Below are 20,828 nucleotides of genomic sequence, written 5' to 3' on the forward strand. Positions count from 1 at the left end.
TCGCCGTCTTCCTCCGTGCGATGCTCGGCGCTGGCGCGCCTGCGCTTCTCCTACGTCCAGACGACGAACGCTCCGTGCGCTCCCACTCACTGTGCTGAATGGTTCGCTCCGCTCCTCCGCTACTCGCCGTCTTCCCTCCTCCCGTGCTCGGCGCTGACGCGCCTGCGCGCGCTCGTCAGTCCAGACGGCGAACGCTCCGTCGCTCCCGCTCACAGTGCTCCCACTCACGGCTTCTCCTTGACAGTGCGGTTGATGGCGGCGACGAGCTGTTCGCGGCTCGGCTGCACGGCCCGGTCGAGCTCGAGGGAGAACGGCAGCACCGCGCCGTCCGGTCTGGTCACCCGCACCGGCGGGGCCGACAGGCGCACCCGCTCGGCCATGGTCGCGATGATCTCGCCGGCGATACCGCACGTCCGGTTCGAGTCGTCGATCACCACGAGCCGCCCGGTCCGGCGCACGGACTCGGTGAGGCCGGCCCAGTCGAACGGGTACAGCGTGCGCGGGTCGAACACCTCGACCGACACGGTGTCCGCGAGGTCGTCGGCCACGGCGAGCGCGTCGTGCACGAGGTGCCCGACCGCGACGACGGTGACGTCCGTGCCCGGCCGGTGCACCCGGCCCACCCCGAGCGGGACCGGCGCCAGCGTGGCGAAGTCCACGTCCTCCCGCACACCGAGCGCGCCGGCCGGGGCGAACACCACGACCGGGTCCGCGTCCCGGACGGCCGACCGCAGCAGCCCGTAGGCGTCGGTCGGGGTGGCCGGCACGACCGTCTTCACGCCGACGTGGGCGAAGAGGCTGTACGGGTGGTCGGAGTGCTGGCCGGCCCAGCCGGTGCGCGAGCCGGAGCCGGGCACCAGGTAGGTCACCGGCACGCTGGTCTGGCCGCCGGTCATCAGCGAGAACTTGTGCGCGTGGTTGGTGATCTGCTCGAAGGCCAGGAACAGCAGCGCGGGGATCTGGAACTCGATCACCGGCCGCAGGCCGGCCATCGCGGCGCCGGTGGCGAAGCTGGTGAACCCCTGCTCGGACAGCGGGGTGTCGATCACCCGGTCCGCACCGAACCGCTTGGCCAGGCCGACCGTGACGTTCGACGCGGCGACCCGGACGTCCTCACCGAGCACGAACACCGTCTCGTCGGCGGCGAGCTCGTCGGCGAGGGCCCGGTTGAGCGCCTTCTGGTAGGACAGCCAGGGCATCAGACCTCACTCCCCCGCCGCGGGCTCAACCCGCTCGCGTACAGGTGGTCCAGCGCGGTGACCGGGTCCGGGAACGGGCTCTCGAGCGCGAACGCGACCGCCGCGTCCAGCCGCGCCTCGATCTCCGCGTCGACGCGGGACCGGTCGGCGGCCGGCACCCGCGCGCCCTGGACGTCCACCGGGTCGCGGGACCGGATCTCCGCGAGCTCGTCGTCGCCGCGGTAGCGCAGCCGCACCTTGTGCTCGAACGTGTGGTGCGCGTCGAACCGCCGGGTCAGGCACTCGATGAAGCTCGGCCCGTCCCCCGCCCGCGCGCGGGCCACCGCGGTGCGGGCCTCGGCGAGCACCGCCTCGGGGTCCTGACCGTCCACAGTGGAGGCGGGGATGCCGAAGGCCGTCGCCCGGCCGGTGATGCTGCCGGCCACCGCGTCGGCGACCCGCATGGTGGTGGCGTAGCCGTTGTTCTCGCACACGAACACCACCGGCACCCGCCACAGCGCGGCCAGGTTGAACGCCTCCAGCAGCACACCCTCGTTGACCGCGCCGTCGCCGAAGAAGCTCACCGCGACGGTCGGCGTGCCCAGCCGCTGCCGCGCCCACGCCGCACCGGTCGCGATCGCGCCCGCGGCCCCGACGATCGCGTTGGCCCCGAAGACCCCGATGCCGAAGTCCGCGGCGTGCATCGAGCCGCCCCGGCCCTGGTTGAGCCCCGTGACCCGGCCGGTCAGCTCCGCGAGCATCCGCGCCGGGTCGGCGCCCTTGGCGAGCACGTGCCCGTGACCGCGGTGGGTGCTGGTGATGATGTCGTCGGGTCCGAGGGCCGCGCACACCCCGGCCGCCACCGCCTCCTGCCCGAGGTAGGGATGGATCCCGCCGACGATGTCCCCGGACCGCACCAGCTCGACGGCCCGCTCCTCGAAGCGCCGGATCAGCCGCACCGTCCGATACAAACTGTCCACTGTGGACGTCATTGGACCGCGGCCGCCACCCGGCGGGCGACCCGGGTCGGCGCGTCCGGGTCGAGCGCCGCCTGGACGGCCGCCTCCTCGACGTTGCGCATGATCGTCTCCATGTCCGACCGGTCGAAGTACCGGGTGTCCACCGACATCACGAGCTCGATGGCACCGGGCGGGTCGTCGACGTTGAAGTAGATCTTGCGCCTGGGCATGCTGATCTCCGGGTCCCACGAGACCTCGCTGCGCGCCAGCGCGGCACGGATCTCCCCGGCCGTCGGGACCGGCTCGCCCAGGTGCCCGCGCTCCTGCTGGCGGCGGTCGTTGTAGAAGCACGACAGGTCGATCTCCTCGCCGCGCTCGCGCTCGACCCGCTCGATCACCTCGTCCTGCTCGTACGGGTCGAGGTAGGCGTTCTTGTACGCGTTGATCGCGCTGGCCGCGGCCCGCGACACCGCCTCGCCCATCGTCGTGCCGGCGACGTCGATCATGTACGGGCTCAGCTCGATGAGCGCGCTGACCGAGTCGGCGAGACCCGGCCGGAACCGGTTGCCCACCATCAGCATCGCGACGACCGGGTTGACGCCGGTGAACCGGGCGAGCCCCACCGCGAAGCTCGCGAGCAGCACCGGCGAGTCGTCGATCCGCTCCCGGGCCGCGACCGCGCGGATCGCGAGCAGGGTGGCCGGCGACCGGTAGTGGATCATGTCGATCCGCCGCTCGCCGCCGTACCTCGGCGCGCCGAACCGGCTGGCGTCGATGGTGCGCACGACCCGCTCGAGGTACTTCAGCGACGCCGCGTTCTGCCGCTGCCCGGACGGGCTCGCCTGCCGCCGCGCCTGCTCCAGCGGTTGCAGCGCGGTGACGGGCCCGGCCGCCTCGCCGGTCTCCGGGTCGCGGGCGCCGATGTCGGCGGCGAGCGCGCTCAGGCCGTAGGCGTCGATGGACGTGTGCAGGATGACGGTCACCACGTGGGTGAGCACGCCGTCCTTGCGGATGGCGGCCAGCCGCACCGGCCACTCGGTCTCGTAGGCGAACGGCACGGTCTGCCAGCGCTGCGAGACCGCCTCGGCAACCTCGGCCGGGTCGTCGGCGCCGGCGTCCACGACCTCCAGGGTGACCTCGCCGGAGGCCGAGCACCGCTGCCGCGGCGGCCCGTCCTCGCGCGGCACCAGCCGGGTGCGCAGCGACTGGTGCCGGCTCACCATGAACCGCAGCATGTCCGCGACGTCGCCGACCGTCGTCCCGGGGTCGGCCTCGGCGATGTAGAACACGGTCTTCGACATCCCGGAGGCCTCGATCGACTGCCACAGGCTGATCTGCCCCCAGGTCAGCTCCGCCTCGCCGGCGCCCTCGCCCTCGAACGGGACGACCACCCGGTCCACGACCTCGCCCCGCGGCAGGCCTTCCTCACGTGGCATGTTCGACCGCTCCGCCCTGTTCCTCGGTTTCCGGGTGCAGCTTCTTCATCTGGACGCTCGCCGCGGCCACCGCCGGCCGCACGAAGAACCCGGCGACGACGAAGACGGCCGCCAGCACGAGCCACGCGACGGGCCCGTGCTCCACCACCCCGACCGTGATGAGCACCGGGCCCACCATGTACATCGCGGCGACGCCGAGCCAGAACACGGCCAGGTACTCGCCCTGCCGCTCGCGGGGCGCGAGGTCGTAGGACACGCTCAGCCCGCCCGCGACCTGGAACAGCTCGCCGAAGGTCAGCAGCACCATGCCCGCCACCAGCAGCACGGTGGCGCCGGCCGCGTCGAGCTGGCCGGCGAAGGCCACCACGACCGCGCAGCCGGCGAGGGAGACCGACGCCAGGCGCAGCGCGCGGACCCCGCCCTCCCGGGTCTCGGTGCCCCGGGCGAACCGGACCTGCAGCAGGATCGCGAGGACGGTGTTGAGCACGACCAGCGGGCCGACGATCAGGGGCGGCGCGTCCGTGTGCAGCGTGGCCCACAGCGGGATGCCGATGCTCAGCATCGGGATGTGCAGGACGAGCACCGCGTGCAGTCCCGCGACCGTCAGGTACCTGCCCTGGCGCAGGGACTTCGGCCAGCCGCGCACGGTGGGCCGCGCGGGGGCGTTGTCGGCGAGCAGCGGCACCCTGGCCAGCAGGATGCCGGCGATGACGAACGTGAGCCCGTCGCCGAGCACGATGGCCAGGAACGCCGGCCGGGTGCCGATGGCGATCACGAGCGTGGTGAGCAGCGCGCCCAGGGTGAAACCGACGTTGTAGACCACGCGGAACGCGGCCATCACCCGCATGCGCAGGTCCTTGCCGATGTGCCGGTCCACGAACATCTGGCTGATCGGGTCGACGGCCCTGGCCGGGATGCCGACGAAGCAGGCCACCACCAGGAACGTGGTGAAGTCGTGCACGAACGCGTAGGCGAAGAACCCCGCGCCGCGCCAGAGGTGCAGCAGCACCGACGCGGGCCGCGGGCCGATCCGGTCGGCCAGCATGCCGAGCGGGGTGAGCGCGATCAGCCCGCACAGCCCGGCGATGGTGAGCCCGACGCCGACCTCGGCGATGGACAGGCCCGCGCTGCGGGTGAAGAACACCGCGGAGCCGGCGATGAACAGCCCGGTTCCGGTGGAGTCCACGAGACCCACGACGACGAGCAGCCGGCTCTCCGCCGGCAGTCCGAGTCCAGGTATGCGCATCGGGTGCCTCACTCGCCCTCGACGTAGGATTGCCGGGAGACCGTGCGGGGGCGGGTGTCGCCGCCCCCGCACGCGGACCTCCCTCAGGTGGGGTTGTCCGTGCCGTCTCGGCATCAGTGATGTCGCTCCTATGAGCGGGTGATTCAGTCCTTGGCCGCCATGTCCGCTACACCTCCTCCCGATCGGGCTGATCCGGCCGGCGCCGAGGCGCCCAGCCGGGGGCTTGGTTCGAGCGCGGCCACGCACAGGTAGCCGAGCGCCGGGTCGTAGTCGGCCAGCACCAGCAGCCGGCCGGGCGCGCCGGCACCGAGCCGCGACCACAGGCCGGTGTAGGGCTGGCCGGGGTCCGCGCGGATCACCTCGGCCGCCGAGAACGCCGTGGCGGCCTCGAGCTCGACCGCGCCGCCGACGACCAGCGTCACCTCACCCCGCCCGCCGGCCAGCTCCGCGACGTCGGCCGCGAGCACGGCGGCCGCGGCCTCGGCCGGCACCGCGGGGTGCTGGCGCACGTCGACCGGGGCCGTGCCGGCGGCGGCCTCGAACAGCAGCGCCACCGCCGCGTGCCGGTCCGGCACGGGGGCGGGTGTCGCGAGTGGATAGTGGACCGCGGTCTGCTCGGCCACCAGCAGCACGGCCCGCGCGCAGACCCCCGTCGCGGCGTGGTCGGCGATCAGCCGCAGCGCGGTGAACGCGGCCGCCGGCCCCTGGTCGCACACGGCGAACGCCAGCGGGTCCCCGGGGCAGCGGCTGCTCAGGTACAGCGCGACGTTGCGGCCGGGCTGGACGTCGTGCACCCCGTAGGCGAGCACCAGCAGGTCCACCGGCTCGCCGGCCCCGGTGACCGACTCGACCAGCGGCGCGCCCAGCTCGGCGTACGCCTGACCGGCGCCGGCGGCGAACACCTCCTCGCGCAGCACCAGGCCGTGCGAGCCGGCGAGGTCGGCGAGGTAGGGCCGCAGCGTCGGGTGCGTGGCCAGGCCGGAGTCCTGGTCGTGGAACCGGTGCGCGAGGCCGCTGAGCCGAAGCCCCTGGCCGCCCACCCCCGGTGGACCCGTCATGAACATGGCGAACGACGTCCCCTCGCAGGCCCGGTGACGCCGCTCGCGTTGGCCCTGCGTCTATTGTTCGTTCGCACGCTCGCTCACCCCGCCGTCCGCGTGCGCGACCACGAAGTCGGACAGCGAGCCGACGGAGGCCAGGTCGCGCCGGTCGATGTACTCGACGTCGACCTGGAGGTCGAGGTCCTCCTCCAGCGCCAGCAGCAGCTCCAGGGTCTTCGACGAGCTGAGCCCGAGCTCGTCGAACAGCCGGGTCCGCTCCGACACGTCCGGCAGCTCCCGGCCGAGCATCCGTCCCAACAGGACTCCCAGGCTGTCCACGACCTGCCTGCGCAGCTCGCTGACGTCCGCGTGAACCATGATCGAGCTCCCTAGTGTTCGAAGACCATCGCCGAGAAGACCGCGCCGAACCCCGCCCCCGCGAGGAGGTACCGGTCGCCCGGACCGAGCCGGCCCTGCCGGCGCGCCGACGCGTAGTTGATGAAGGCGTCCGCCGAGGGCGTGTGCCCCAGCAGCGGCACGTTGTCCAGCAGCACCCGCTCGACCGGGACGCCGAGCCGGCGGCACACCCGCCGCCAGGACACGACGTTGACGTTGTGCGGCAGGATCAGCCCGATCTCGTCGAGGCTCAGGTCGGCCTGCTTGACCGCGGCGAGGATCACCTCGCCGAGCAGGTCGGTGTACTCGTTCGCGAACCGGTCCATCGCCGCGAGGCCGTCCGGCGCCCAGTGGTCGAGGTCCCCGCGCTGACCGGCCACATAGGACAGCAGGCGGTCCCGTGGCCCGGCGGCGGCCACCAGGCAGGCGCCCGCGCCCTCGCCGAACACCCGGTGGTCGGCGGCCAGCCGCTCGTCCTGGGTGAACACCTGCTCGCCGGCGACGATGAGCGCGAGCGCGCCCGGGTCACCGTCCCGGGCGAGCATCCGCCCGGCGATGTCGATGGCCAGCAGCCCGGAGGCACAGGCGTGGTGGGTCACCGCGAACGCCGTCGCGCCCCCGAGCCCGAGCCGGTCGCGCAGCTCGTGCACCGGGTTCACCGGGTACGGCGTCACCACCGGCACGCCGCGGGCGTAGAGCACGTACCGCACGAGGTGCTCGCGCCCGCGCAGCGTCGGGAGTGCCCGCGCGGCACCCTCCAGCAGGTCGAGCAGCGTCTCCCCTGGCCGCTGCCGGCGCACCTCGGCCAGGCCGTTGAACCGGCGCAGCACGCGCACCTGGGTCGGCGTCAGCCCCAGCTCGGCGCCCAGCTCCTCGACCGTCACCCGCCGCCGCGGCAGGTAAGCGGCCACCGCGTCCAATGTGGTCATCGCAGCGTCACCGGCACCGACTCGTAGCCGCGCAGCATGAGCGTGGTGCGCTCGCCCGGCGCGCCGGCCAGGGCCAGCTTCGGGAAGCGGCGCAGCAGCATCGGCAGCGCGAGCTGGCCCTCCAGCTTGCTGAGCACCGCGCCGAGGCAGTAGTGGATGCCCGCGCCGAACGACAGCGGCTGACCCTCGTCGCGCCCGGGGTCGAAACCGTCCGGGTCGGTGAACCGGGCCGGGTCGCGGTTGGCGGCGCCGAGCAGCACCAGCACCCGGCTGTCCCGCGGCACGGGCACGCCGGCGAGCTCGGTGTCGGCGGCCGCCCACCGGATGCTGAAGTGCGTCGGCGGCTCGTAGCGCAGGACCTCCTGGACGAAGCCGGCCGCCCGGACCGGGTCGGCGAGCACCCGCTCTGTCTCGTGTGGACGGTCGAGCAGGAGGGTGAGGCCGTTGCCGATCAGGTGGGTCGTGGTGACGAACCCGCCGTTGTACATCGTGAGCAGGTTGGCCAGCAGCTCGTCGTCGTGCAGCTGCACGCCCTCGGCCTGGCCGTGCACCGGCGCGCCTGTGTTCGACGATGCGCTCGCAAGCTCGCTGATGAGGTCGTCGCGTGGCTCGGCCCTGCGCTTGGCGACCAGGTCGGCGAAGTAGCCGGTGAGGTCCTCGGCCGCGGCGTCGGCCGCCTGCTGGAACCGCCAGACCCCCACGCCGAGGTCGAGGATCGCGCCGAACGCGCGCACCCGCTCGGGGAACCAGTCCCGGTCGGCCTCCGGCACGCCGAGCAACTCGCCGACGACGTCGCTGGGGACCGGCAGCGCGAACTCCGCGAGCACGTCCACCGGCGAGCCGTCCGCGCCCAGCTCCGCCAGCCGGTCGAGGCGCCTGTCGACGATCCGGACGACCGCGGGCTCGAGCGCGGCGATGCGCCGGGCGCTGAACGCCTGGCCGAACAGCCGGCGCACCCGGGTGTGGTCCGGGCCCTCGGTGAAGAAGATGGAGCTGACCAGCGTGCGCAGCGCCGGGTGGGCCCGCCAGCGCCGGCTGTCGCGCCGGTCCGGGTACTCGCCGGTCATCACGTGCAGCGCGGGGTCCCGCAGTGCCTGGTGGACCGCGTCGTAGCCGTGCACCACGATGTCGAAGCGGTCGGCCGGGTCGGTGAGCCGGCCCACCGGCCCGTGCCGGTGCAGCTCGGCGTAGTGCGGGTTGGGGTCCCGCCGCCCCTCCTTGGAGAGCAGCGACCCCAGCGACACTACTGGTCCACTGTGGACTTGCGCGGCCATCACCGCTCCTCCCTGGTCGTCGGGTCTCATGCGGGCGTCGCCACGAGGGCGCTGTCGGCGCCGGGACCGCTGCCGCGGTGCACGGTCTCGAGGGCGAAGCCGGAGTTCTCGAGGAGCTTGCGGTAGTCCTCCTCGGTCCGGTCGTGGCCCTCGAGCAGGACGAGCATCAGCAGGTCGACCATCCCGGAGGCCGCGTCGGGCTCGCTGTCCTCCTCGGGCAGCAGCTGCTCGAACACCACGAGCCGGCTGCCGGGTGCCATAGCCTCGCGGACCCGGCGCAGGATCAGCTGGGCCTTCTCGTCGGCCCAGTTGTGCAGCACGCGGGCCAGCACGTAGGCGTCACCGCCGGCGGGAACCCCCTCGAAGAAGCTGCCCTCGACGAGGTCCACCCGGCCGGCGAGCCCCGCGTCGACGAGCGTGGTCCTGGCCTGGCGGACGGCCTCGGGCAGCTCGAGGAGCACCCCGCGCATCGCCGTGTGGGCGGTGAGCACCTCGGCCAGCAGCCCGCCGCTGCCGCCGCCGACGTCCACCAGCGTGGCGACGCCGGTGAAGTCACACGCCGGGAGCGAGGTGGGCACCCGGTTGCTGTTCATCGCCTCGGCGAAGGTGGCCGCGACCCCCTGGTTGCCGTCGAGGTAGGCATAGAACGGCTCGCCGTAGATCAGGTCGAAGGCGGGCGCCCCGGTCCGCATCGTGTGCAGGATGTCGGCGAAGGACCGGAACACCTCCTCCCCGTCCAGCACCGCCATGTGCCGCAACGAGAACGGCACGTCCGACCGGAGGCACTCGGTGACCGACGTGAGCGCGTAGGTCTGCGGCGCGGTCCGCCGGAACAGGCCGATCGACGCCATGCCCCGCAGCAGGCGGTGCAGCGCCTCGGGATCGGCGCCGCACGCCTCGGCGAGCTCGTCCACCCTGCGCGGTCCGTCGGCCAGCAGGTCCGGCACGCCGAGCTTCGCCACGGCGTAGCAACACTGCGCGACCCAGCTGCTCGACAGGATGCCGAGCAGTTTGCGCCGCGCGAACCCGCTGGCCACCGATGTGTCCACCACGGCCGTCGTCAGCCGTTTGACCGATTCTTGATGGCGGTGAGAATGGTGTCCCACAGCTGCGCGCGGGCGGCGAGCGCGGTGTTCACCGTCTCGGCGCAGTCCTGCCACTTCTGCTCGTCGTCCCCGCACAGGTCGGTGACCATCTGCATGGCCATCGGGGTGTGCTGCTCGCCGTCGACCTCGATGTGGCGCTCGAGGTAGTCGAGGAACGTGCCGAGCTTGTTGCTCCGCTCGTTGATCGCCACCACCTGGGTGAACATGTCCGGGATCAGGTCCTCCCGGCCGAACGCGAACGCCGCGGCCTGGCAGTGCACCGGCATGTTCTCGATGATGTCCCAGGTGGTGGCGGCGAACGCGACCGACGGCGCCGGCACGCCGGCCTCGGCCAGCGCGTCCTGCACCGTGGCGCCGTCGCGCAGCAGGTCGACGAGCGTGTCGATGGCGGAGGTGTCGGCGCCGGCCTCACGCATGCCGTTGACATAGAGCTCGAAGTGGCTGATGAAGCCCTCGCCGAGCTCGTCGGACTCCTCGACCATCACGATGTCGTTGATGAGCCTGCGGCTCCCGGTGGGGCCGGTGGGGATCCACGGCACGGTGACGCAGGTGAGGTTGCGCTGCAAGGACTTCAGCAGGGACATGAAGTCCCACACCGCGAAGACGTGGTGCTCCATGAACGTCACGATGGCGTCGTGGGAGTCCAGGCCGGCGTAGAGGGGGTGCTGGACGACGCGGTCGCGTGCCTCGGTGACGGCCTTCTCGAGACGCTCGATGCCCGGATGCGTCTGTCCCCAGTCATATCTGGACAATGTATCTCTCTCCTTCGTGAGGTCTTTTCGAGCAGCGCGGCACGGCTCGAGCGGTGGTGTGCTCAGTCGCGCCACAGAATGGGGCAGTAATCCGCGTCCGCATAGTCCGGCCGGCCGTCCGGAGTTTTCCGGACAAGGCTGTCGTGATTGTAGAACGCCAGACTTCCGTCCGACAACGGGAATTCCCGGAACTCGTTCGCGCCGTCCTGGAGATGAAGCGAGACCGCCCGCCGGGGCCGGCCGCTCACGTTCGGCCCACTGCCGTGGTAGGTCCTGCAGTGGTGGAAGCTCAGGTGTCCCTTGGGAATCCGCATCGGGACCTTGGTGACCTCGACGCCGTTGTGCGCGGCGTTGTCGGCCAGCATCTGCTCGAGCTGGGACTTGTCGCGTTCGGCGAAATGGCGCGTGGTGCTGTCGTCGTTGCCGATCTCGGTCCACCGGTGACTGCCGTCCACGTGGGTGATCGTGCCCATTTCCTCATAACAGTCGTGAAATGGGATGAACGCGGTCAACATATTCTCCGACGACGAGGACGACCAGTAGTGCTTGTCGAAATGCCACGGCACGACGTTGGACGGCTCGCCGGAGATCGGCGGCTTGAGAATGAGCGTCGACTGGAACACCCGGATCTCCGCCGCCCGGGCGAGCCGCGCGGCCACCGCGCCGACGATCGGCTTGAGCAGCAGCTTGGCCAGCGCGTCGCTCTCGTAGTGCACGTAGTCGTTGTGCCGCTGCACGTCGCCGTGCGCCGGCTCCCAGTAGGCCAGCCGGGGCGGGCGGACCGGCAGCAGCCGGTCCCGCTCGCCCGCGTAGTACCGTTCGCCGGCCACGACCAGCTCGTCGACCTCGGCGTCGGTGAACAGCTTCTTGGTCAGGTACCAGCCGTGCTCGGCGTAGAACGCGACGTCCTCGTCGGTCGGCAGCAGTGCCTTGTCCTGTTCGGACAGTGAGAACCGTTCTGTCGTGGTCACCGGTGTCCTCCCGCTCGGCTTCGTAAGGTCCTCACGCGACACCCGTGAGCTCGCGGTTCTTCGCCTCGTACAGGGCCTTGATGTTGCCGCTGCCGAAGGTGAGCGCGCCGCGGCGCTCGATGATCTCCAGGAAGAGCGTCCGGCGGACGTGCATCGACTCGGTGAAGATCTGCAGCAGCTGACCCCAGTGGTCGCGGTCGACGAGCACGCCGACCTCCCGCAGCTCGGCCACCGGCACCGCGAGGTCGGCCACCCGCTCGCGCAGCGTGTCGTAGTAGGTCGGCGGTGTGCTCGCGAACCGGACCCCGCGGCCGGCCAGTGCGCGGACCGCGTCGGTGATGCCGTCCGCGGTGAACGCGACGTGCTGCACCCCGGCGCCGCCGTGCCACTGGATGAAGTCGTCGATCTGCCCGCGCTCGCGGGTGGTGTCCGGCTCGATCAGGGTGAGCGTGACCAGCTTCGAGTCGCTCTGCACGACCTTGGAGTACATGCCCTGGTCGCCGACCTCGATGTACTCCTCGAAGATCTGCGAGAAGCCGAACACGTCCTCGTAGTACCGCACCGTCGTGGACAGCGTCTGGGTCGGCACGCACACCGCGAAGTGGTCGATCGTGTGCAGCACCTCGCCATCCGCCGCGACGTCCACTTCGGACATCCGGAACACGCCGGGCAGGAACTCCGCGCGCGGGCCCGTGCGCTCGACGAGCCGGTGGGTGACGTCGGCGAAGCCGGACACCTCGGCGGTCGTCACCGCGGCGTCCCCGCCGGCGTACCTGGCCGGCGCCGACACCGCGGCCGCACCCCGGCGCACCAGCTCCTCGTAGGCCGCCTCCGCGTCGTCGACCTCCAGCGCGATCACCGCGACGCCGTCGCCGTGCTTGCGCAGGAACTCGGCGGCCGGGTGGTCGGGGACGAGGGGCGAGGTCAGGACCATCCGGATGTCGCCCTGGCCGAGCAGCAACGAGCGCTGGCCCTTCAGGCCGGTCTCGGGTCCACCCTGCCCGTGGACCTGGAACCCGAGGGCCGTGCAGTAGTAGAACGCGGCCTGCCGCGCGTCGCCGACGTACAACTCGATGTGGTCTATCCCTGAAAGGTTCATCAGTCCTAACCGTTCCGCTTCTTCTCGGTACTGGCGCCGCTCAGCACCAGGCTCACGTTCTGCCCCCCGAAGCCGAAGGAGTTCGACAGCGCATGGCCGGCCTCTGTCTCGAGTGGCGTGGCACGGATGTGTCTCGCCGGACAGGCCGGGTCGACCTCGTCCAGGTTGTAGGTGGGCGGCAGCACGCCGCGGGCGACGGCGAGCGCGCTGGCCGCGGCCTCGACCACACCGGACGTGCCGAGCATGTGCCCGGTCAGCGCCTTGGTGGAGCTCACCGGCGGCCCGTCGGTCCCGAACACCGCGGCGAGCGCGGCGGTCTCCGCCACGTCGCCGAGCTTGGTCGACGTGCCGTGCGCGTTGACGTAGCCGATGTCCGACACCGCGAGGCCCGCGCTGGCCAGCGCCCGGCGCATGCACTCGGCGGCACCGGAGCCGTCCGGCCGGGGGGTGGTCGGGTGGTGCGCGTCAGTGGTGGCGCCCCAGCCACGCACGTCGGCGTACCCGGCGGCACCCCGCGCGTTCGCGTGCCCGACCCGTTCGAGCACCAGCATCCCGGCGCCCTCGGCGAGGACGAAACCGTTGCGCCGCACGTCGAACGGGCGGCTCGCGGCGGTCGGGTCCGGCCAGCGGCGGGCCAGCGCCCGCGCGTTGCCGAACGTGTCGGCGAAGGTCGGGAACAGCGGGGCCTCGCTCGCGCCGCACACCACCACGTCGGCGTCGCCGGACCGGATGAGCCGCAGCCCGTCGGCGATCGCCTGGGCGCCGGACGCGCACGCCGTGCCGATGCTCGAGCTGTAGCCGCGGATCCCGTGCTCGATGGCGATCCTGGCCGCCGGCATGTTCGGCAGGATCCCGGTGAGCAGGTACGGGCTCACCGCGGTCCGGCCCCGGTCGCCGCGCGCCAGCACCTGCGCCTCCAGCGTGGCCAGGCCGCCGACCCCGCCGACGATCACGCCGATCCGCCCGGGGTCCACGTCGCGGCCGACCTCGATGCCGGCGTCGGTCAGCGCGTCCCGCGCGGTGAGCAGCGCCAGCACGACGGTCTTGTCGACGACGCTCGCGGCCGGGCCGGACACCACAGTGCGCGGGTCCACGTCGGGCACGAACCCGCCGACGTCGACCGAGTCGGCCGCGGGATGGCCGGCCGGCGGCGCGGACAGGCCGGACTTGCCGACGCACAGCGCGTGGAAGACCTCCTCGACGCCCCGCCCGACCGGGGTCAGCAGCCCCATGCCGGTGATCGCGGCGGTCATGCCGGGTCCCGGCTCAGGTGCTTCTGGCGCAGCAGGAACTTGCGCACCTTGCCGGTCACGGTCAGCGGGATGTCCTCCTGCCGCACGGCGACCACCCGGTGCAGCGTCTCGCCGACCCGCTCGCCGAGCGCGGCCCGGATCGTCTCCGTGCGGTCGGTGCCGGGGTCCGCGTCCGGGACGAGCTCCAGCAGGACGTCGGTGACGATCCCGCCGTCCTCGGACACGATCACGACCGTGCAGTCGAGCACGTCCGGGCAGGCCGCGAGGATGCGCTCCTCGGACAGGGCGGTGTAGTACCCGTCGCCGACGACCGCGTCCGGGTCCCGGTCGACGTGGTAGTAGTTGCCCTCCTCGTCGCGGTAGACGAGGTCGCCGGTGAGGAACCAGCCGTTCAGCCGCGCGCGGAACGTGGTCACCGAGTCGTTCCAGTAGCCCGGCGACACGGTCGGCGACCGGAACCCGAGCCGGCCGACCTTGCCGGCGGGCAGCTCCGCGCCGTCCTCGTCGAGCACCACGACCTCGGCGAACTTGTAGGGCCGGCCGATCCGGCGCCCGTAGTGGTCGCTGTCCGGCGTGTGCGTGACGTGGAAGCCGTTGTGCCCCATCTCGGACGAGCCGAGCCCGTCGACGAAGTGCGAGCCCTTGACCCGGCCGCGGCCCTCGCGGGTGACGGTCTCCCGCGAGCCGACCGCGACGAGGCGGCGGATGTGTGTCTCGTGCGCGCAGTCGCCGGTGTTGAACCACATCCGCACGGAGTCGACGTCCCGAGTGGACAGATCGAACCGGGCGAGGTCGGCCCAGGTGACCGCGAACCCGTACACCGCCTCGGGGTGCCAGCGCTCGATGGCGGCCAGCACGGTGGGACCGTCCTGCCGGGACAGGCACAGCATCCTGCCGCGGTTGCAGAGGATCTGGCTGACCATCAGCACGGTGGCCGTGTGCGGGATCGGCAGCGCGTTGAGGACGCGGTTGGTGCCCTGCGCCTGCGGCATCGACAGCAGGTGGCGCTGCGAGGCGAACAGCGTGCGGTGCAGGTGCAGCACGGCCTTCGGCACCCCGGTCGTGCCCGAGGTGTGGGTGATGACGATCGGGTCGTCCTGGTGGTGGCGGTAGGGCGCGGGCGCGGCCGCGGGGTCACCGGTGCCCAGCTCGGCCGGCTCGCCGAGAAGCTCGGCGGTCGGCTCGTGGCCGGCGAGCAGCTCGGCGTGCGCCGCATCGGCGAGCACTCCCCTGGCCCGCAGCCGGCGGAGGTACTCGGCGGCGATCTCCGGGGTCATCTTCCCGTTCAGCAGCGCGGGGATCGCGCCGATCCGGGTGAGCGCGAGGAAGCTGAGGATCGTGTCGGCCGCCGCGGTCGCCCACACGGCGACCGGGTCGCGCCGGCGGATGCCGCGCGCGTGCAGCCACGCCGCCCGGGCGTTCACCATCGTGTCCAGCTCGCCGAGGGTGAGCTCGTACCCGGCCGGCCGGCCGTCCACCGCGGTGTCGAAGATCAGCCCCGGGCCGGCCGGGTCCGCGCCGTGGGCGAGCACGGTGCTCAACACGTTGCCGGCGCCGATGTCCGGGTCGGCGGCCAGGGCGGCACGCAGGCCCCTTGCGTTCATCGTGGCTCTCCTTTGCTCACCAGCACGGCTTCCGCGGACCCGTCCGCGCCGGCTTGTTCGACCCACACCACGAGGGCCTCGTCGGCGTCCCCGTCGTCGATCAGCAGTCGCGCCTGCGCCATCCCGTCGGCTCTCGCGTCACCGGTGGGGCACAGGCAGACCACCGGCCCGCCGAGCCCCCACTCGGCGGCGACGTGCCCGACGACGCTGTTGGGCACGGACTGGAAGAACAGCAGCGGCCCGATCCGCGTGCCGGCGTCCACCGCGTGCGCGACGTGTTCCGCGCTCTGCGCGTCGCCGCTCCCGGTCACGAGCACCACCGCGGTGCGCCGCCCTGTGTCTTCGGGCGCGGGCGGGTTTCCGTGACGGGCGGCCAGACATCGGCGCGCCACCTCGGCGACCAGCGGGCTGAACGAGGACACGACGAACCCGGGAAGTGGTGTCGGTGTCCGCCCCGCCGGCCAAGTGGCCTCGGCTAACTCAGAGATGTCCGTCATGAGACCGCCTTCACGAGCAGCGCCGTGTTGGCGCCGCCGAACGCGGCGTTGAGGCTCAGCGCGTAGGGGCTCCCCGCGGGGCGGGGCGCGTCCAGGATCACGTCGAGCTCGCAGGCCGGGTCGGGACCCAGATAGCCGGTGTTGACCGGCAGCTTGCCGGCCATGGTGGCGAGGACCGTGACGATCAGCTCGAGCAGGCCCGAGCCCTCGAGCGCGTGCCCGTGCACGGACTTGGTGGAGCTGACCGGAATCCGCGCCGCGCCGAGCGCCTGGCGCAGCGCGGCCGCCTCCGCGGCGTCGCCCTCCGCGCCGCCGGCGTTGGCGTTGACGTACCCGATCCGCGCCGGGTCGATCCCGGCCCGGCGCACGGCCGCGGTGATCGCCCGCGCCAGGCCGTTGCCGGCCGGGTCGGGGCGGACCGCGTGGTAGGCGTCACCCGCGCGGCCCCAGCCGACGACCTCGGCCAGAACCTCCCGCGTGCCAACGGCTTCGAGGACCACCGCGGACACGGCGTCGCCGAGCAGCAGGCCGGTCCGGCCGGCACTGAACGGGCGGGCGGCGCCGTCGGTGGCGAGCGCGCGGCCCGCGTCGAAGAGCGCGAACTGGTCCGGCTCGACGAGGTACCCCGCCGCGACGACGACCCGCTCCACGCGGCCGGCCCTGACCAACGCGGCGGCGTCGGCCACCGCGGTGCTCGCCGACACGCACGCGCACGTGTAGACCTTCGCCGCGCCGGCGAGCCCCGCGCGGCCCGCCAGCTCCGCGGCGAGCCCGGCCGCGGTCGGTTTGTCCGTTGTAGACAGACGGGCGGCGTCCGGGTGGCCGTGCACCGCGAGCATCAGCGGCGTCGTGGCCCGCTGCGCGCGGGTGAGCCCGGCGTCGGCGCACGCGTCGCGGATGACCCAGGCGAGCTCGTCGCCCAGCGGGCCCACGCCGGCGAGCGTGGCCGCGTCCTTGACCCGGCGCCCACCGACGTCGAACCGGCGGACCGGCCCGAACGCCGCGGTTCCGGAGAGGACACCGGCCAGCTGCGCCTGCGATCCCCTGCCGAGCGCGCTGACCGCGGCCACGCCGACGATGCCGGTTCTGCCGGCCAGGTCAGACATCCGGAACCGTCCGGATGGCCTCGCGCAGTACCTCGACGGCCCCGGACACGGTGCTCATCCGGGCGAACTGCCCGTCGTCCAGCTCGATCTCCACGCCGTAGCGCTGCTCCACCTGGTGCATGAGCCAGGCGAGCTGGATCGAGTCGATCCGCTCGCTCACCTCGTCCACCGGCCGGTCGCCGAGACTGGCGACCATCGCGACGACGTCCGTACGTTCCACGGTTGGGTGCCCGGTCATCCCGCCTGACCCGCGTTGGCCACCTTCGTGGCCCGGTCCGCCACCGTCGCGGTGAACTCGCCGACCGTCATGAGCGCGAGCTCCTCGGACTCCTCGTCCGCGAACCGCACGCCGAACTTGTCCTCGACGCGGACCGCGAGCTCGGCCATCGCCAGCGACTCCAGGTCAACGCCCGCCGGACCGAGGGTGCTGTCGTCGTCGACTCCCTCGATGTCGTAGTTCATCTCCTGGAGGGTCTCGAAGACGAAGTCACGTACCTCAGCAGCGTTCATCGCTCACCTTCCCTGTTTCCGATACATACTCGTCAGCCGGCTCCGTGGCGTGACGGTTCACGGGATCGCCCCGCGCAGCACGGTGCGGTCCCGGACGAGCTTTCCGGTGGTGGTGCGGGGCATCCGCGCGACGACGTGCATGGTCCGCGGCCGCTTGTAGCCCGCGACCCGCTCGGCGAGCGCGGCCTCCACCTGCGCGCCGGTCGCGTCCCCCTCCAGCTGCACGAACGCGGTGATCTCCTTGTCGTACAGGACAACCGCGGCGGCGACGCCGGACACCTCGGTGAGCGCGTACTCCACTTCGGTCAGGTCGACCTTCAGCCCGCCCACCGACACCTGCGAGTCCAGGCGGCCGAGCACGGTCACGAGACCGGTCGCCTCGTCGACCCGGCCGGCGTCCTTGGTGTGCAGCCACCCGTCCGCCCACCGGGTCGGATCGGACAGACCGACGTACGGCGACTCGGGGCGGCCGACCAGGAGCTCGCCGTCGTGCGCCCGGACTTCCAGGCCCGGCGCCGGCAGCAGCGAGGGCCGGTGCGCGCCGAACAGGTCGGTGGCGATGACGCCGACCTCGGTCATTCCCCACATGTTTCCCAGTGGAACCCGGTACTTCTCCTCGAACTTGGCCGAGACCGCGGCGGGGACCAGCTCGCCGCCGGTGGTCATCCGCTTGAGCTGGCCGAGCTTGGGCGGGTCGGTGACCGAGGCGAGGAGTCCTATGTGGAACGGGACGCCGAGGACGGTGGCCGGCGTGCTGCCGGCCGCGACGGCCTCGAGGATGCTGTCGCCGGTGAGCCGTCGCGGTGGGACCAGCTCGATGCCCGCGTGCAGGCCGTAGAGCAGGCCGCCGACGAGGCCGAGGACGTGGACCATCGAGGGCAGCAGGATGATCCGCTCGCCGCGCAGGGGGACGCCGTCGATGAGGGTGTAGCGGTGGATCTCGGCCACGAGGTCGGCGGCGGTGCGGCCGATCACTTTGGACGGGCCGGTCGACCCGGAGCTGAGCTGGAGCACCGCGTGCGGGGTCGAGGCGGGCCGGCCGTCCCGCGTGGTGACCGACTCGGTGACGTCGAGGAAGAGGCTGAGCGGGCTGCCCTTGGTCTGCCGCGGCGCGACGACGACCTGGACGCCGAGGCGCTCGAGTGCCTGGTCCACCTCGTACCGAGTGAGCCGGTGGTCGAGCAGGACGGCCTGCGCGCCGATGCGCCAGACGGCGAGCAGGTTGGCGATATACGTGACGGACGGTGGCAAATTCAGTGCCGCGCGGCCGCCCTTTCCCAGGCCGGCCCCCACCAGCGCTTCCTGCTTCTCCGCGACCAGTTGGCGTAGCGCCGACCGGGCAATCGGTCCAGTCGGAAGGTGTAAACAGACCTCATTGTCCGCACCCGTCAGCAATACCTCGTCAACCCATTCCGGCCCAACCGCGGGAGTTGACTCGGTCGCCATTATCGTGGCCGCCTCCGGTCCCACAAAAGCGCAGCACAAATCAGCCCCCAACGGGTAAGTATCGGTTTGCCGTCATGCCGCCCGACTGACAGCGACCTGGAGCGTACGTCAATTCAAGCGTCCTGAGAAGGACAGAAGTAAACGGTGCTTTGCGTAATTGATCGCTTACCGTGTGTTTGAGCCTTGTTTTGCCTACGGTCGGCTGTCTACTCTGCACAACCTGGTCATCCGCATCCCTGCCAACAGGCTCCGGCCGCCCCTTCGCGCATTTAATGGGGCGTTATCCACGCGGCCCGCATTCCCTTTTGCGCACGCGGAACTGGACATCCTGGACAGCCGCGATACATCCTTCGCCGAACTCGATAGGCGGAACGGAGTACGCGGCTGTCGGCGGACCGTACGAATACCGTCCGGCGGGTAAGAATTCTGTAACTGTTGGTCGGCCTACCTACCAGAAAAACTCACCGGCAGTAGCCGCTACAGGCCGGGCGGCGGGAAGGCGGTACCCGGATGGGTGGCGTCCCGGCGCCTCGCTAAAGAGGTGCCTGCGAGGTGTCGACACGCGCCCGCTGCCGAGGAATGTCCGTCGCCGGTCTGGACGGGCCGTCGCCGTCCTCCGCCCCCGGCTCCACCAACGCCCCGACGCCGGCCAGGACCTCCCGCGCCCCCCGAACCTGCCCGGCGATCCGCCCGTGCAGCTCGCGAAGCCGCCCCACCTCCTGCCGAGCCACCCCGACGCGGCGAGCGGCTTCCTCGGTGGCCTCCCGAACTCGCCAGTCAGCCTCCGCCCGCGCCGACCCCGCGAGCCGATCAGCCTCCGCAATGGCATCCCCGACGAGCCGCCTGGACTCCGTGGCGGTCTCCCGACGACACCGCTCGGCCTTCGAGGCGGCATCGCCGACGAGCCGAGCCGACTCCTCACTCGCCACCCGCACCCGCCGATCGGCCTCCTCGGCCGCCTCGCGAAGACGCCACTCGGCTTCGGCCCGCGCCGACCCCACCAACCGATCGGCCTCCGCGACGAGCCGACTCGACTCCTCACTCGCCTCCCGACGACACCGCTCCGCCTCGGCGGTGGCATCCCCCACCAACCCACCGGCCGCAGCGCTCGCCTCCCCCACCCGCCGATCGGCCTCCCCCGCGGCCTCGCGAAGACGCCACTCGGCCTCCGCCCGCGCCGAACCCACCAAGCGGTCGGCCTCCGCGGTCGCCTCCGCCACCAAGCGGACGGCCTCCCCACGCGCCGCCACACTCTGCTCGGCGATCTCCCGCATCGCCGACGTGCGGCGGGCCGACATGGCCACCTCGAAGTCCGTCTCCACGCGGGCGCGGCGGCGGGCGGCGGCAGCGTCGAGCGCGCGACAGCGGCGGTCGGCCTCCGTCGTCATCACCGTCACCTCCAGCCTCGTCTGCCGCAGGAGCGTCCGGTGCTCCGCCTCCATCTCCCGCCGCCGGCCGTCCAGCTCCCTGATCGACGTCTCGTACCTCGCCCGCAGCCGGCCGGCCGCCTCCTCCGCGGTGGCCCAGCAGTTCTCGGCCGCCGCCTGGGCGCGCGCGGTGATCTCCGCGGCCTCCTCCGTGGCCAGCTCCAGCATCCGGTGCAACCGGTCCTGCAGCGCCGACTGCTCGATCGGCGTCCGGCACACCGCGTCCAACCGGCGCCGCAACAGCTCGTTCGACGCGCGGAGCTGCTCCACCTCCCCGGCGAGCGCCTCCGCGAGGCCGGCGTTCGCGTCCCGGTCGGCGGCCAGGCTGCGCAGCTCCTCCTCCACGCTCTGCACGTACTGGCGGACCGACCCTCTCCGGTACCCCCGCAGCACGACGTCGAACCCGGTGCGAAGCGGTACCAGCTCCCTGCCGTTGGCCACCCGGCCCACCCCTAACTGTCTACAATGGACAGCGAAACATCCGATCATCCAACGTATACCGCAGTAGCCGCGCCGGGAGAAGGCCTTGGCCGCCACGGAAAAGATCCGTGATCACTTTCGCGGCCCGCCCAGGGCGCGCGTGCCCGGCCCGCGACCGT

Annotated in this window: 20 protein-coding genes; all 20 read right to left on the reverse strand. The window is 72.3% G+C overall.

Annotated elements, in window-relative coordinates; genetic code table 11:
* Positions 1-224 precede the first annotated feature (224 nt).
* The 20 genes from VGD70_RS21435 to VGD70_RS21530 all read right to left on the reverse strand — a co-directional run bounded on the left by VGD70_RS21435 (position 225) and on the right by VGD70_RS21530 (position 20,670).
* Positions 225-1,199, reverse strand: coding sequence for an alpha-ketoacid dehydrogenase subunit beta (locus VGD70_RS21435; protein WP_331084030.1), 975 nt, complete (start codon positions 1,197-1,199; stop codon positions 225-227).
* On the reverse strand, positions 1,199-2,158 hold the full coding sequence (locus VGD70_RS21440; RefSeq protein WP_331084032.1) for a thiamine pyrophosphate-dependent dehydrogenase E1 component subunit alpha: 960 nt from the start codon (positions 2,156-2,158) through the stop codon (positions 1,199-1,201). Before VGD70_RS21440 ends, VGD70_RS21435 begins: the two co-directional genes overlap by 1 nt.
* An 8-nt stretch (positions 2,159-2,166) precedes the next feature.
* Positions 2,167-3,573: a condensation domain-containing protein gene (locus VGD70_RS21445; protein ID WP_331084034.1), complete on the reverse strand. Its 1,407-nt coding sequence runs from the start codon at positions 3,571-3,573 to the stop codon at positions 2,167-2,169.
* Positions 3,563-4,819 (reverse strand): MFS transporter, encoded by a 1,257-nt coding sequence (locus VGD70_RS21450; protein ID WP_331084036.1) that lies wholly within the window; start codon positions 4,817-4,819, stop codon positions 3,563-3,565. Before VGD70_RS21450 ends, VGD70_RS21445 begins: the two co-directional genes overlap by 11 nt.
* Positions 4,820-4,962: 143 nt before the next feature.
* Entirely contained in the window at positions 4,963-5,877 is a 915-nt protein-coding gene (locus VGD70_RS21455; RefSeq protein WP_331084038.1) for a hypothetical protein, read from the reverse strand.
* 60 nt (positions 5,878-5,937) lie between these two features.
* Positions 5,938-6,237 carry a phosphopantetheine-binding protein gene (locus VGD70_RS21460; protein WP_331084040.1) on the reverse strand — a complete coding sequence of 100 codons (300 nt, stop codon included), beginning with the start codon at positions 6,235-6,237 and terminating at the stop codon, positions 5,938-5,940.
* Positions 6,238-6,248: 11 nt separating this feature from the next.
* A complete protein-coding gene (locus tag VGD70_RS21465; RefSeq protein WP_331084041.1) occupies positions 6,249-7,184 on the reverse strand; it encodes a 3-oxoacyl-[acyl-carrier-protein] synthase III C-terminal domain-containing protein in 936 nt (311 codons plus the stop codon).
* A complete protein-coding gene (locus tag VGD70_RS21470) occupies positions 7,181-8,458 on the reverse strand; it encodes a cytochrome P450 (protein ID WP_331084043.1) in 1,278 nt (425 codons plus the stop codon). Before VGD70_RS21470 ends, VGD70_RS21465 begins: the two co-directional genes overlap by 4 nt.
* 26 nt (positions 8,459-8,484) lie before the next feature.
* On the reverse strand, positions 8,485-9,495 hold the full coding sequence (locus VGD70_RS21475) for a methyltransferase (protein ID WP_331084045.1): 1,011 nt from the start codon (positions 9,493-9,495) through the stop codon (positions 8,485-8,487).
* Positions 9,496-9,518: 23 nt separating this feature from the next.
* Positions 9,519-10,316 (reverse strand): DUF3050 domain-containing protein, encoded by a 798-nt coding sequence (locus VGD70_RS21480; protein ID WP_331084047.1) that lies wholly within the window; start codon positions 10,314-10,316, stop codon positions 9,519-9,521.
* 62 nt (positions 10,317-10,378) lie between these two features.
* The gene (locus VGD70_RS21485; protein ID WP_331084049.1) at positions 10,379-11,287 is read right to left on the reverse strand and encodes a phytanoyl-CoA dioxygenase family protein; all 909 of its coding nucleotides are present in this window, start codon (positions 11,285-11,287) and stop codon (positions 10,379-10,381) included.
* 31 nt (positions 11,288-11,318) lie between these two features.
* On the reverse strand, positions 11,319-12,386 hold the full coding sequence (gene hppD / locus VGD70_RS21490) for a 4-hydroxyphenylpyruvate dioxygenase (protein ID WP_331084051.1): 1,068 nt from the start codon (positions 12,384-12,386) through the stop codon (positions 11,319-11,321).
* 5 nt (positions 12,387-12,391) lie between these two features.
* Complete coding sequence (locus tag VGD70_RS21495) at positions 12,392-13,639, reverse strand: beta-ketoacyl-[acyl-carrier-protein] synthase family protein (RefSeq protein WP_331084052.1); 1,248 nt, start codon at positions 13,637-13,639, stop codon at positions 12,392-12,394.
* The gene (locus tag VGD70_RS21500) at positions 13,636-15,243 is read right to left on the reverse strand and encodes a class I adenylate-forming enzyme family protein (protein ID WP_331084054.1); all 1,608 of its coding nucleotides are present in this window, start codon (positions 15,241-15,243) and stop codon (positions 13,636-13,638) included. Before VGD70_RS21500 ends, VGD70_RS21495 begins: the two co-directional genes overlap by 4 nt.
* Positions 15,240-15,554 (reverse strand): hypothetical protein, encoded by a 315-nt coding sequence (locus tag VGD70_RS21505; protein ID WP_331084055.1) that lies wholly within the window; start codon positions 15,552-15,554, stop codon positions 15,240-15,242. Before VGD70_RS21505 ends, VGD70_RS21500 begins: the two co-directional genes overlap by 4 nt.
* A gap of 182 nt (positions 15,555-15,736) precedes the next feature.
* Entirely contained in the window at positions 15,737-16,846 is a 1,110-nt protein-coding gene (locus VGD70_RS21510; RefSeq protein WP_331084057.1) for a beta-ketoacyl synthase N-terminal-like domain-containing protein, read from the reverse strand.
* Positions 16,839-17,066 carry a hypothetical protein gene (locus VGD70_RS21515; RefSeq protein ID WP_331084058.1) on the reverse strand — a complete coding sequence of 76 codons (228 nt, stop codon included), beginning with the start codon at positions 17,064-17,066 and terminating at the stop codon, positions 16,839-16,841. The genes VGD70_RS21510 and VGD70_RS21515 overlap by 8 nt, the downstream gene beginning before the upstream one ends.
* Positions 17,067-17,080: 14 nt before the next feature.
* Entirely contained in the window at positions 17,081-17,356 is a 276-nt protein-coding gene (locus tag VGD70_RS21520; protein ID WP_331084060.1) for an acyl carrier protein, read from the reverse strand.
* A 57-nt stretch (positions 17,357-17,413) separates the two neighbouring features.
* Positions 17,414-18,649, reverse strand: coding sequence for a class I adenylate-forming enzyme family protein (locus VGD70_RS21525; RefSeq protein WP_331084062.1), 1,236 nt, complete (start codon positions 18,647-18,649; stop codon positions 17,414-17,416).
* Positions 18,650-19,335: 686 nt separating this feature from the next.
* Positions 19,336-20,670, reverse strand: coding sequence for a chromosome segregation protein (locus VGD70_RS21530; RefSeq protein ID WP_331084064.1), 1,335 nt, complete (start codon positions 20,668-20,670; stop codon positions 19,336-19,338).
* Between the last annotated feature and the right edge of the window lie 158 nt (positions 20,671-20,828).

Source organism: Actinophytocola sp. (assembly GCF_036402745.1).
Classification (GTDB): Bacteria; Actinomycetota; Actinomycetes; order Mycobacteriales; family Pseudonocardiaceae; genus Actinophytocola.